General features: G+C 43.8%; 10 protein-coding genes. 5 read left to right on the forward strand and 5 right to left on the reverse strand.

The annotated features are described in order from the left end of the window. Positions 1 to 9 precede the first annotated feature (9 nt). The 5 genes from DBZ36_RS18390 to DBZ36_RS18410 form a co-directional block, all read right to left on the reverse strand. A complete protein-coding gene (locus tag DBZ36_RS18390) occupies positions 10 to 1,107 on the reverse strand; it encodes an ABC transporter ATP-binding protein (protein WP_120356451.1) in 1,098 nt (365 codons plus the stop codon). A gap of 4 nt (positions 1,108 to 1,111) precedes the next feature. Continuing rightward, the gene (locus DBZ36_RS18395) at positions 1,112 to 2,074 is read right to left on the reverse strand and encodes a carbohydrate ABC transporter permease (RefSeq protein ID WP_120356452.1); all 963 of its coding nucleotides are present in this window, start codon (positions 2,072 to 2,074) and stop codon (positions 1,112 to 1,114) included. Between the two features lie 6 nt (positions 2,075 to 2,080). Next, on the reverse strand, positions 2,081 to 2,944 hold the full coding sequence (locus tag DBZ36_RS18400; RefSeq protein WP_120356453.1) for a carbohydrate ABC transporter permease: 864 nt from the start codon (positions 2,942 to 2,944) through the stop codon (positions 2,081 to 2,083). 67 nt (positions 2,945 to 3,011) lie between these two features. Continuing rightward, positions 3,012 to 4,361 carry an ABC transporter substrate-binding protein gene (locus tag DBZ36_RS18405; RefSeq protein ID WP_120356454.1) on the reverse strand — a complete coding sequence of 450 codons (1,350 nt, stop codon included), beginning with the start codon at positions 4,359 to 4,361 and terminating at the stop codon, positions 3,012 to 3,014. 27 nt (positions 4,362 to 4,388) lie between these two features. Beyond that, positions 4,389 to 6,086, reverse strand: coding sequence for a sugar phosphorylase (locus DBZ36_RS18410; RefSeq protein WP_120356455.1), 1,698 nt, complete (start codon positions 6,084 to 6,086; stop codon positions 4,389 to 4,391). A 280-nt stretch (positions 6,087 to 6,366) separates the two neighbouring features. Here DBZ36_RS18410 and DBZ36_RS18415 point away from each other — a divergent pair, with 280 nt between their 5' ends. The 5 genes from DBZ36_RS18415 (at position 6,367) to DBZ36_RS18435 (ending at position 12,648) form a co-directional block, all read left to right on the forward strand. After that, positions 6,367 to 7,707, forward strand: coding sequence for a glycosyltransferase family 4 protein (locus DBZ36_RS18415; RefSeq protein ID WP_120356456.1), 1,341 nt, complete (start codon positions 6,367 to 6,369; stop codon positions 7,705 to 7,707). Beyond that, a complete protein-coding gene (locus DBZ36_RS18420; RefSeq protein WP_120356457.1) occupies positions 7,704 to 9,068 on the forward strand; it encodes a phosphohexomutase domain-containing protein in 1,365 nt (454 codons plus the stop codon). The genes DBZ36_RS18415 and DBZ36_RS18420 overlap by 4 nt, the downstream gene beginning before the upstream one ends. Before the next feature lie 22 nt (positions 9,069 to 9,090). Then, positions 9,091 to 9,582 (forward strand): AAA family ATPase, encoded by a 492-nt coding sequence (locus DBZ36_RS18425; protein WP_120356458.1) that lies wholly within the window; start codon positions 9,091 to 9,093, stop codon positions 9,580 to 9,582. 306 nt (positions 9,583 to 9,888) lie between these two features. Continuing rightward, positions 9,889 to 11,322 (forward strand): aspartate ammonia-lyase, encoded by a 1,434-nt coding sequence (gene aspA, locus DBZ36_RS18430; RefSeq protein WP_407641493.1) that lies wholly within the window; start codon positions 9,889 to 9,891, stop codon positions 11,320 to 11,322. Positions 11,323 to 11,343: 21 nt separating this feature from the next. Further along, positions 11,344 to 12,648, forward strand: a complete 1,305-nt coding sequence (locus tag DBZ36_RS18435; RefSeq protein ID WP_120356460.1) for an anaerobic C4-dicarboxylate transporter — start codon at positions 11,344 to 11,346, stop codon at positions 12,646 to 12,648. Positions 12,649 to 12,820: the final 172 nt, after the last annotated feature.

Below are 12,820 nucleotides of genomic sequence, written 5' to 3' on the forward strand. Positions count from 1 at the left end.
GACGACTATTTACAAACGCAATTCACTATTCGTGTCGAAAAGAAGTACCCGGGATAAATCAATCAACAAATCTAATTTTTCACCACGTTTAACATCTGAACGTAGATCTAAACGAGCTTTAATTGATGCGCCCGCAAGATTAAACAGAACTTCTTTATCAAATCCCATTGGTTCAACTAACTCGATGGTCATGGCTTCAAAAATGAAACTGCTGTCACTTTGCGTGAAATATTTTTTATCGTTAAAGAAATCGGGACGGATCCCTACTTTAACCGGCTGACCTTCACTTGGGATCTCGTCATCAAAGCTCACCGCACTAAGTTTGTTTCTCGGCAGTTTGTGTTCGCCCAACTGTAAATAGTCATTGTGCAATGTGGCGTCAACAATGTTCATCGATGGTGAACCGATAAACTGTGCTACGAATATGTTGACCGGATCCAAATAGATTTCCATTGGGGTTCCGGCTTGAGCAATATAGCCATCGTGCAATACCACCACTTTATCGGCTAGTGTCATAGCCTCAATCTGATCATGAGTGACATAAACACTGGTTCGTCCAAACTTGTTGTGTATTTTGCCAATTTCAGTGCGCATATGTCCGCGCAGTTTGGCATCTAAGTTGGATAAGGGCTCGTCAAACAAAAACACATCGGCATCGCGAATGATTGCCCGACCCATGGCCACACGCTGGCGTTGCCCGCCCGATAGATCCGCTGGCTTACGATCCAGTAGTTCTTCTAGTTGCAGCATTTCAGATATTTCAACTAGACGTCGTTGTAGTTCTTGTTCGTCGACTTTTAAACGGCGCAATGCAAACACAATGTTCTCGCGAACTGATTTATGTGGGTAAAGCGCGTAGTTTTGAAAGACCATGGCGATATTACGATGCTGAGGTTCAATGTCATTCATGACTTTGTCGCCAATCACAATGTCCCCAGAGCTGGCTTGTTCAAGCCCTGCAATCATGCGTAAGGTTGTTGATTTACCGCAGCCAGAAGGTCCAACAAGAACCACGAATTCACCATCTTCGATTTCTAGGTCAATATTCTTAACCACTGAGGTTTTTCCGTAGTTCTTAACTATATTTTTTAGAGAAATAGAAGCCATATTATTAACCCTTGACGCCGCCGTCAGTTTTCCCGCCTTTCATAAAGCGAGATGCAAAAAGGAAACAAACTACAATTGGTGCGAGGGTCAACATTGAAGCTGCCATGATGCGATCCCAAATTGCATTTTTAGAGACAAACAATTCTTGTAGTGCCAGTGGTAGGGTATGAAACTCCGGATATTGTTTAAGAAAAACCGAAGCGAATAAATACTCATTCCATCCGATAATGAAGCAATAGATAAATACCGTAGCCAGCATTGGCAGAGAAAGTGGAAGTACCACTTTGATGATGGCTTCGGTACGCGAGCATCCGTCCATCATTGCTGCTTCTTCTAGCGCAAATGGAATGCCTCTAAAGTAGTTGCCAAGCATGTACATGCCCACCGGTAGTGTTTGCACAATGTAAATCAGAAACAAACAAACTACGCTGCCCCACATGGTCGAAGCTAGGCCGATATTCATAGCCATTTGATACAAAGGAACCATTAACAATACGCCGCCAACCATATACACAAACAGCACAGAACGCTGAATCACTACTTGCCCTTTAAACCGCAGCCGACTTATCGCATAGGCGCCCATAACCGCAAAGATTAGAGAAATGAACGCAGCTCCTACCGAGAACATAATGCTATTAAGCATATATTTACCGAAGGGGAATAAATTATCATTGGCGACGTATTTGGCTGCAATTGCGTCTTTTTTATCTTGTGGCAATTTCGGGTTATCAAGAATTTTTTGAATTGCCACCGGGATCTCAACCTTTTTGACCTCGGTTAATCCAAGCAGCTCTTTATAAGCATTTAGATTTAGCGCTTGTGGGATTAGCGAAGGATTACCCCAATCAAATTGATGTTTGAGCGAGGTTGATAGTATTTGGGCAAAAGGTAATAAGCTGAAGCAAACCAGCATTACCACGGCAAAAGCAAAGCCGATGCGCCCTTTTATTGTGCGTTTACCGAGCATAAACAATCACCATTTCATTACTTTTTTAATGTAAAACCAAATAAAGACGCACAAAACACCCAGTTGTATCACTGAGGTTGCTGCAGCCAATCCTTGGTCAATAACACCGGTAAACGCCTGGTAATATGTAAATATTGGCAGGGTTTGCACGTTTGGAGCGAGTAGGTATACATCTTCAAAGCGATTAAGGTTCCAGATTAAGCGCAGTAAAATAACCGTAGCCAGTACAAAATGTAGTTCTGGTAAGGTGACATGGAAGAAGCGTCCAACGGGTCCGTAACCGTCGATAGAGGCTGCTTCGTATTGATCTCGGGGTATAGAAACCAGTTTGGAAAGAATTAACATATAAGCGATAGGTGCGTGTTTCCAGATATCGAATAAAATGACCACACCTAAAGCGCTATCTGGATCGCCTATCAAATTGACCCTTTCAGTCCAAATATGTAGTACATCCACCATCAGGTAATTAAACACCCCTGAGATGGGGTCAAATAGGAATTGCCAACCAAATACAACTGAAATTACCGGAGCCACATAGGGCAGCATAATAGCCGCGTTAACTAACCCACGTCCTGGAAATGGGTCTTTGAGCAGCAAGGCCATCGCCAATCCAAGTAAGGTGGTACCGACAACCGTTCCTAACAGATAAAGAGCTGTCGTGCCGATGGCTGAGTAGTAGTCTGGATTTGCGAGTAATTTAGTGTAATTACCAAGGCCAACAAACGCTTTATCACCGTTGAGCTGTACATCAAAAAAACTGAGATAGATGTTGTATAGCAATGGATAAAGAATGAGTAAGCTCAGTACTGCAATGGTTGGAAGAACCAACTTCCAAGCAAAATTAGCCTCGGCTCTTTCTAATGGGCTCATTTAAGTTCCTTGTGGGTAGGGGATATGGTGCTCCCCTACCTGGTGTTACAACAAAGCGATTACGTCACTATTGGTCAGTGATTTGCTTCATTTGCGTTTCAGCCCAATCTAAAGAAGCTTGTGTATCTTTGTCTTCAATTGTGGCGCTGTAAACCATGCGAGGAATGATTTGCTTCGCAAATATTTCGCCAGAATCTGGGAACGTTTTGCCATCAACAACGGAGAAGTTACGGATATTTTCAAATCCGGCAACCATTTCCTTAATTGACTCTTTACCATAGGCTGCAAAAATTCCTTTCGGGTCGTTTAAAAACTCGTCAGTTTCTGCAATGTCTTTAAGTACCGGTAAATGACCACCTACTGCCATGTGAGAATAGGCAACAACTTGATCCTTTTCGTTCATGTATTCGATAAAGGCCTGAGTTGCTGCGACTTCTTCTTTACTATCATTGGTCATGATAGAAAAGCCAACCAAAGTACCAAAGGTAGAAGGTGAGGTCTTGGTAATGGTGGTTGCTAAGCGAGTATTTTTAGCCAGATCAGGGTCAAAACTTGCGCCTTTAAGATCGCTGAAGTTCTCGCTACTTAAGGAGCTGGCTGCCGCCTCGGCTAAAGCAATATCATCGAGGATGTAAGACGAGTAGAAGAACATCGCAAGCTTGCCTTGTAAGTAGTAGTCGCGCGCGCGCCACGTTTGCGGGCCTGGAGGATTGTACTTGGCTAAAGTTTTATAGTAATCAAGTACTTCAGCTTGAGCTTCAGAGTTAAAGATCAGATTACCATCGCGGTCAAATTGTCCAGCATCGTTGCTCAGAGCAAACTGGGTATAGCATTGCTCCGCATAGCTGTCAGCCTTGGTGCCAACTAGAATGCCATACTGGTTGTCTTCAGGCTTATAGAAATATTCAGCCGCTTTTTCAATGCTTTCCCAGGAGGTTGGTGGCTCAAGGCCTGCTTCTTCAAACCAATCAGCACGATACCAAATCCCTTGTACCCAACCTCGGTAAGGTACGGCGACGTATTTTTGCGCTTGTGGGTTTTCGATTAGTTTTAGTGCGCCTTGATAAAAGCGATCAACACCGATCTTATCAACGACTTCTGAAGTGGCATCCATATCAACAATGCCTTCTTCGGCAAATGCTAAGGATAGGTTAGAGCCAACTTCTATCATATCGGGTAGGGTATTTGCGGCAGCCGCAGCAGCTATTTGTTTTGGCATATCGTTTTCATCAACAGCAATGATTTTTACGTCGATACCGGGGTTTAGCGCTTCAAATACTTCCGCCATGACTTCAATGGTTTGGATACGGTCTGATTGAGTCTGGGTAGTCCAGTATTCAACCGTTGTCGCGTAAGTCATATTGGACACTAGCATTCCGGCGCTGAGTAGTCCTAAGGTGAGTGTATTAAGTTTCATGTGTAAGGTCCTTTTAGGTATTTATTGTTATGCCGATAGCCACATCGCTTGATATGGAGCTAAAGTTGTTACGCTGGTTATTTTTTGCTGGCTAAGTAAATCCTGACTTAAGCCGGGTAGTAATAAGCGGGTGTCGAAATCAAGGCTTTGATTGCTGATATTCACCACAACAGCAACGCTTTCATCGCGTACCAGACTCACAACCCGCGAGTCTGTTTTGACAATGCGTTGTGATGCACTGGGCGCGAAAGCCGCGAGTGTCTTTCGTGTGCCCAATAGCTGCTTAAATCTAGCCAGTACTCGGCTGCGCTGAGAGTCAACATCCTTGAGTTCATCTTGTAATTGATCTACTGATAATTGGGCGCGGTTAATGGCTCGGTTGTAGCCGTGTCGCTCTAGGCCTTCAAGGTCGCTTTCAGAGCCCAATAAGCTATGAATATATATGCCAGGCACTCCGGCTAGAGAAACTAAAATGGTTTGAGCAGCCATAAAACGATCAATATTGGTCGACATAGAAGCTTGTTTATCAGCAACTGCATTGAAATAGTTAATATTGAGCTCGTAGGGGCTTTGAGTACCATCACCGTTGTCTTTGTATGAAACTCGTCCTTGATTAGCATCGACAACATCTAGTAAATGTTGAACTTCACTAGGGTTCAAAATACCTTCGACTGGTCGCACGCCGATGCCATCATGTGAAGAAAGGAAATTAAAGAAAGTCGTGGACGCGGAGCAAGCATCTAGGCTGCTCATCCAAGCGACTATTTTATCACTATTGCCAGTTTGCAAGGTATGCATGGTTAGTGGTGGTAGAGGAAATTGATAAACCATGTGCGCTTCGTTAAAACCATTGCCAAAGTAACTAATATTGTCTTGGTGAGGGACGTTGGTTTCGGTAATTAGTTTGACTTGCGGGGCAAGCGCGTCGAGCACTGCACGCATGGCTTGGACTAACGCATGAGTTTGTGGCAGGTGAATGCATGGGGTTGATAATTCTTTCCACATAAAACCAATCGCGTCTAGGCGAATGTAACGCGCACCTTGTTCAACATAATAAAGTAATAGTTCAACAACTTTGGCAAACAGGGCTGGAGAGCGATAATTAAGATCGATTTGATCGCTGCTAAACGTTGTCCAAACATGCTTAAGGCCGCGGCTTGTTTCAAAGGCACTTAAAAGTGGTAAGGCTCGTGGCCGGGTGACACTTCCATAATTGAGCTGAGGGTCTGCTTCTAAGAAAAAGTCCTGATATTCTTCTGAGCCCTCCAGATAACCTTGAAACCAATTACTGGATTGAGAGATATGATTAATCACGGCGTCTAACATTAAGTCATAATCAGCTGACAACGCTCTAACGTCCTCCCAGCCTCCAAGTTCTGAATTGATTTCCCAATAATCGATGACAGAGAATCCATCGTCGGAGGTGAAAGGGTAGCAAGGCAGAAGGTGTACAGCAGAGATTTCATGCTGGGTGTGCTGGTTTAAGAACATGCGCAAGGTATGCAACGGCGCCTCACCGTCTTTCTTGATAGAGTCCCCGTAACTTATCAGCATGATGTCGTTTTGGTCTAAAGAGAGCTTTTGAGGCTTGGTGATGCTAAAAGCATTGGCTTTGCTAATTAAGCTTGGGACTAAGCTTTTAAGCTGGGCGGGCGAATAAACGCCAGCCAGAATTTGCTGTAGGTCTTTGCTTAGTGTCGCCATTGACGTATCAATTGCTGGCATTGATGAATCCCTTATGTACAAAACCGGTTTTGGTGTTAACTCTAAAAAAACGGGAGCAATCCCCGTTCTTGAATAAAATTGATATATAAGATTAAAAAACAAACTAAGCATAGACCAGTGTCAGGGCAATTAAGCCGATCTGGATCACAAATACACAAAATCCAAACCGGTTTTGAAAAGAACGTGAGCCATCTCTTAAATCTACTAATGTTTATTATTCGAGGCGTTTCAAAGGCACTACTATCGCAAGCATCGAAATCATTTTAGGTCATTGAACCCTATGAACATATTACTCGCACATTTTCGTGTCGGCGAAACTGACGGCGTTTCACTCGAAATGGATAAGTGGAAATGGGCATTGCAGAAATTGGGCCACCAGGTGTTCTACTTAGCAGGAAGTGCCGGTAGTTGTGAGGCTGAAATGGTTCCGCAGTTGCACTATTTGGACCCATTTAACGACACGATTATTCACAATGCCTATGTAGAACGCTGTGACTTTAACAGTGACGATGATTTACTAATCGCAATCGAACAACAAGCCAAGCTAATTGCATCCGGCATAAGTGAGGTAATTACCCGGCTTAACATCGATATAGTTGTGCCCAATAATATGTGGTCCTTGGGCTATCACCTACCTGCTGCACTTGGATTATTGCAGGCGGTTGAGCAAACCCAAACTCGAGTTGTTTGCCACCATCATGACTTTCATTGGGAACGCGTGAAATATTCGCAACCGACAGGCCCTGGTGTTGCTAAACTTTTGGAAACTCATTTCCCTCCCAAAAATCCGCTGGTACAGCACTGTGTGATTAATCGTATTGCGCAACATGAGCTTATGCAGCGTCGTGGTATTGAGGCTACTGTCGTGCCTAACGTCTTTGATTTTGCCGGTAGTGATTGGCGTATTGATGATTACAACAGCGATCTAAGACAGCGCTTTGGAATTCGCCCTAACGATGTCATGTTTTTACAAGCCACCCGTGTCGTTGCTAGAAAAGGTATAGAGCTGGCGATCGATTTACTCGCTCAGCTTAACTCTCGGCGACAAGAATTTGTGGGTAAAACGCTTTATAACGCTCAGACGTTTGAGCAAGATAGCCGCTTTGTTTTATGCTTTGCAGGACTGTGCGAAGAACCTGCATATTTAACTAAATTGCTCAATAAAGCCCAAGTACTTGGCGTGGAGTTAGTGATTATGAGTGACGCTGTTGAGCACTCTCGTGATATACGTGATGGCCAAAACGTTTATTCATTGTGGGACGTGTATACGCAGGCCGATATGATTACGTACCCTAGTTTACTCGAAGGCTGGGGCAATCAGTTTCTTGAAGGTTTAGTAGCAAAACTCCCGATGGCTGTTTATCGCTATCCGGTATATGACTTAGACATAAACGACTACAAATTTAATATCATAGATCTCGGTAGGCAGCACCAAATTGATGAGCAAGGTTTGGCTTACATCGATCCACAGCAAACCGCAACTGCTGTTCATGAAACCATCAAGTACTTATTTGATGCACAATACCGTAAAGAAATGGTCAATCAGAACTACAATATTGGGGAAAAAGCCTTATCATATACGGCATTACGAACCTTATTAGCCAAGGTCTTTGCTAGATGAAAGAATTAAGTTGTTTTAAAGCCTACGATATACGCGGTAAGTTAGGCTCCGAGTTAGATGTAGAAGTTGCGTACCGTATTGGACGCGCCTTTGGACAATTGCTTAAACCCAAATCGGTTGTCTTGGGTGGCGATATTCGTCATTCCTCACTTGATTTAAAAGCAGCGGTTGGCGAAGGCTTGCAAGATGCTGGAGTCGATGTCATTGATTTGGGGATGACGGGCACTGAAGAAATCTATTTCGCTACTCAGGCACTAGGCCTAGATGGCGGTATAGAGATTACTGCCAGCCATAATCCAATTGACTATAATGGTATGAAGTTAGTCGGTAAAGATGCGCGTCCAATCAGTGGAGATAGTGGTTTATTCGATATCAAGACGCTCGCGCAAAGTGGCGAGTTTGAACAAGTTAACGTGCGGGGTAACTACGCCACTCAAGACAACCTTGCCCCTTATATCGAACATCTCCTTACATATATAGATGCCTCACAAATAACTCCGCTTAAATTGGTGGTTAACTCTGGTAATGGCGCTGCTGGCCATGTTGTTGACGCTTTAGAGGCGCAATTTATAGCCCGTGGTATTCCGATTGAATTTATTAAGCTGCACCACCAAGCCGATGGGGATTTTCCTAATGGTATTCCCAACCCATTGCTGGTTGAAAACCGTAGTTCAACTAGTGAAGCGGTATTAGCGCATAAAGCGGATATGGGGATAGCTTGGGATGGCGACTTTGACCGCTGTTTTTTGTTCGATGAACAAGGGCGATTCATTGAAGGCTACTACATTGTAGGTTTACTGGCTGAGGCTTTTTTGCAAAAAACACCGGGAGCAAAAATAATTCATGACCCTCGTTTAACTTGGAATAGCATTGATATTGTTGAACAAAATGGTGGCAAAGCTATTGTTTCGAAGACTGGGCACGCGTTTATCAAAGAGCGTATGCGTTCTGAAGATGCCGTATACGGCGGCGAAATGAGCGCTCATCACTATTTTCGTGATTTTGGGTATTGCGATAGCGGTATGATCCCATGGTTGTTGGTTGCTGAACTCTTGTGTCGCAAGCAATGTAATTTGTCGTCTTTGGTTGCCGATCGCATTGCTAAGTTCCCCTCGTCTGGGGAAATAAACCTGAAGCTTGATGAGCCTTCAGTATCAATAGAAAAAGTCTATCAGCGCTATAGTAAACTAAGTTTGAGTATGGATCGTATTGACGGCTTAAGTATGGAGTTTGAAGATTGGCGCTTTAACTTACGTAGCTCAAATACAGAGCCCGTGGTTCGTTTGAATGTTGAAAGCCGCGCCAATAACGCACTAATGTTGGCTAAAACTCAAGATATCCTTGAACTTCTAAAGTCTTAAATTCGTCGAAGGGCAAGTTATATTGTTTAGAAAAGTCCTAATTTTTGGCAACTCTGGCTCGGGTAAATCTACTCTAGCCAGAAGATTGAGTACTGAACAAAACTTGGTTCATTTGGACTTGGATACTTTGGCCTGGAAACAAGGTGAGGCGGTGATTCGAGCACCATTAGCTGAGTCAGAAAAGACCATTCATAATTTTATGAATGGTAACACCGCTTGGGTCATTGAAGGCTGCTATGCGGACTTACTCACTATCGCACTGCCGTTTGCAACGGATATCATTTATTTAAACTTACCCATACCGATATGCATAAAAAATGCAAAAATGCGGGAATGGGAACCGCACAAATACCAATCCAAAGCAGCTCAAGATCAAAACCTAAACATGCTTATTGAATGGATTTCTCAGTATGATGAACGCAGCGATACCTTTTCTAAAACGGCGCACCTGCAGTTATATAATTGTTTTGACGGGCCCAAACAAATGCTAACGCGAAATTTATGTAATCGTTAGTTTTCTGTCGTATTAAACGCAATACCCAACGTTGGAAGCCATCACCATTATTAGCATCCTTGCTTTATGCCTCGGAGTTGATTCGATAAATTGGTCATAAATAATAACCTTCCCTAATATCCAAATACTGCGCTAATCGGTCCTTGGTTTCTCCTTAGCTTCAGGCATGGTAAAGGTGAATCACAAAAGCCATAAAAAGAAGGACTAAAACCTTAAAGTACGACTAAAGACTGACGTATGCCATTTGAAAAATGTGGGTATTCATATACCTTTATCAGCAACTCCCTCTAGCCAGAAGAAATGCGAATGAATAGCTCACCAACCCCCCAATTTCGCCAAGAAGAAGATCTGCTTGGAAGTTTAGATATTCCTGTTGATGCTTACTACGGTGTACATACCCAGCGCGCGATCAACAACTTTGATATTAGTACTCAAACGATTAGTGATTTCCCCGAATTTATTTTGGGTATGGTGATAACCAAAAAAGCCGCAGCCTTGGCTAATGGAGAATTGGGCACGGTACCTGATGATGTAGCTAAGGCAATTGTTGCAGCGTGCGACTATATATTTGAAAACCGAAGCCATCTAGATCAATTCAAAATTGATGTTTTTCAAGGAGGGGCAGGTACCTCGGTGAATATGAATACCAATGAGGTGATTGCCAATGTCGCCTTAGAGCTAATGGGCGAGGCAAAAGGGAACTATGACATTATTAGCCCTAACGATCATGTTAACAAAAGCCAGTCGACCAATGATGCTTATCCAACTGGTTTTCGAGTTGCGAGTTTTTACTACATAAATCAGCTTTTGGAAGACGTAGAACTATTATCCGACGCATTTTTCAAGAAAAGTGATGCGTTTAAAGATGTGCTTAAAATGGGCCGTACCCAATTGCAAGATGCGGTTCCTATGACCTTAGGCCAAGAGTTTAGAGCCTTTGCTGTAACGATAAAAGAAGAGCTGAAAAGCATACGCATGGCACAAAGCTTATTATTAGAAGTAAACCTTGGTGCAACAGCCATTGGCACTGGTTTGAATACGCATCAAGGCTACTCAAACTTAGCGATTGGTAAACTAGCAGAGATTACCAAGTGGCCATTTGTTCCGGCTGAAGATTTGGTTGAAGCGACCTCAGATTGCGGGGCTTACGTGATGCTATCGGGTGCTTTAAAGCGCTGCGCGGTGAAGTTGTCAAAAGTGTGTAATGATTTGCGTTTGCTCAGTTCTGGACCGCGCGCGGGATTTAATGAAATCAATTTACCTGAGATGCAAGCCGGTAGCTCGATTATGCCAGCGAAGGTTAATCCCGTGATCCCTGAAGTGGTCAATCAAGTCTGCTTTAAAGTGTGTGGTAATGATTTAACCATCGCCATGGCAGCTGAAGCTGGTCAGTTACAGCTCAATGTGATGGAGCCTGTGATCGCCCAGTCATTGTTTGAGTCTATCCACCTGTTAGAAAAAGCCTGTGTTGCACTTAAAGAAAAGTGTGTCGACGGCATCACAGCCAATGCTGATGTATGCATGAGTTATGTTGAAAACTCAATCGGACTGGTTACCTTCCTTAACCCATTTATAGGCCACCACAATGGCGATAAAGTTGGGCGGATCTGTGCTCAAAGCGGTAAAACGGTGCGTGAAGTTGTATTAGAGCTACAACTGTTGAGTGAAGATGAAATCGATAAGATCCTTTCGGTCGAAAACCTTAAAAATCCTAAATATACGGCTAAGCTGTTTAAATAAACTGATAATTGGAGTCAAACGATGTTAATCATCGAGTTTGCTGTTGTACTTATGTCAATCTACCTGGGCGCTCGCCTTGGTGGGATTGGGATCGGATTTGCGGGTGGTATGGGTGTGCTCGCCTTAACCTTGGTGTTGGGCCTAGAACCGGGCACCGTTCCTGTCGATGTCATCCTGATTATTATGTCGGTCATTGCGGCTATTGCGTCTATGCAAGTGGCTGGTGGGCTGCATTATCTGGTCGAAATCGCGGAGCGAATTTTACGTCGAAACCCTAAACAAATTACCTTTTGGGCCCCTGTTGTCACTTATGTAATGACTTTACTTGCGGGAACCGGACATACGGCATTTTCAACCTTGCCAGTGATTGCCGAAGTATCCAAAGATGCTGGAGTTCGTCCCTCGCGCCCATTAAGTATTGCGGTCATTGCATCGCAAATTGCAATTACAGCGTCGCCTATCTCTGCTGCGGTAGTGCTGCTAAGTGGCATGCTTGAGACAAGTCATTCGGTGGACTACCTGCAATTGCTTGCTATTGCCATACCTTCAACCTTTCTAGCGTGTATGGTGGGAGCTTTTGTCGCGCAACGCCTTGGTTTAGAACTGGCGGACGATCCTATCTATCAGCAGCGACTTAAAGATGGTTTGGTGACGACCGACAGCGCCGATAAAAAAGAACTGCCGGTGCATGCCAAGCGTTCAGTTTGGATTTTTTTAGCCAGTATTGTTGCTGTAGTTGCCTATGCCACCGCAATTAGTCCCTTAGTGGGACTGATTGAAGACCCAAGTTTGCCGCGTAACGAAGCCATTATGGTGTTTATGCTCAGTGCCGCGACCTTGATTGTGATGAACTGTAAAATCAATACTGCTGAGATAGTCAATGCGGCGACTTTTAAGTCTGGTATGAGCGCCTGTGTTTGTGTTTTGGGTGTTGCTTGGCTGGGGGATACCTTTGTCTCCGCACACATTGACGAAATCAAAGAACTCGCAGGTACCATTTTGCAACAGTACTCGTGGATGCTGGCCATTATCCTGTTTTTTGCATCTATGCTTTTATATTCACAAGCAGCAACTACGGCGGCGTTAATGCCAACAGCAATTGCATTAGGTGTTAGTCCAGAAGCCGCTATCGCTTCCTTTGCCGCGGTGAGTGCTTTGTTTGTTCTACCTACTTATCCAACGCTCATTGCAGCGGTTGAAATGGATGACACGGGCTCCACGCGAATTGGACAGTACGTATTTAATCATCCGTTTATGATCCCTGGACTGGTCACCATCACTGCTAGTGTATGCCTTGGTTTCCTATTTGCGGGTGTCATTCTATAGCCTTGATTAATAGTGTTATTTGTCTTGGCTTCATGAGGGGCGTTAGCACTATTATGTAGTGAACCGACCGCACTATTGCTTTATATGCTATTGATCAATAGAACTCATATATTTAGCAGAAACTAGCCCTATATAGGTTCGAAAGCTGCGCAAATACAGCTTTCGAAATTGT

The sequence above is a fragment of the Alginatibacterium sediminis genome, assembly GCF_003610775.1.
Classification (GTDB): domain Bacteria; phylum Pseudomonadota; class Gammaproteobacteria; order Enterobacterales; family Celerinatantimonadaceae; genus Alginatibacterium; species Alginatibacterium sediminis.

Bases quoted from the DNA above. Each gene is read 5' to 3' on its own strand.
- DBZ36_RS18390 (WP_120356451.1), bottom strand. From the start codon at position 1,107: ATGGCTTCTATTTCTCTAAAAAATATAGTTAAGAACTACGGAAAAACC.
- DBZ36_RS18395 (WP_120356452.1), bottom strand. From the start codon at position 2,074: ATGCTCGGTAAACGCACAATAAAAGGGCGCATCGGCTTTGCTTTTGCC.
- DBZ36_RS18400 (WP_120356453.1), bottom strand. From the start codon at position 2,944: ATGAGCCCATTAGAAAGAGCCGAGGCTAATTTTGCTTGGAAGTTGGTT.
- DBZ36_RS18405 (WP_120356454.1), bottom strand. From the start codon at position 4,361: ATGAAACTTAATACACTCACCTTAGGACTACTCAGCGCCGGAATGCTA.
- DBZ36_RS18410 (WP_120356455.1), bottom strand. From the start codon at position 6,086: ATGCCAGCAATTGATACGTCAATGGCGACACTAAGCAAAGACCTACAG.
- DBZ36_RS18415 (WP_120356456.1), top strand. From the start codon at position 6,367: ATGAACATATTACTCGCACATTTTCGTGTCGGCGAAACTGACGGCGTT.
- DBZ36_RS18420 (WP_120356457.1), top strand. From the start codon at position 7,704: ATGAAAGAATTAAGTTGTTTTAAAGCCTACGATATACGCGGTAAGTTA.
- aspA (WP_407641493.1), top strand. From the start codon at position 9,889: ATGAATAGCTCACCAACCCCCCAATTTCGCCAAGAAGAAGATCTGCTT.
- DBZ36_RS18435 (WP_120356460.1), top strand. From the start codon at position 11,344: ATGTTAATCATCGAGTTTGCTGTTGTACTTATGTCAATCTACCTGGGC.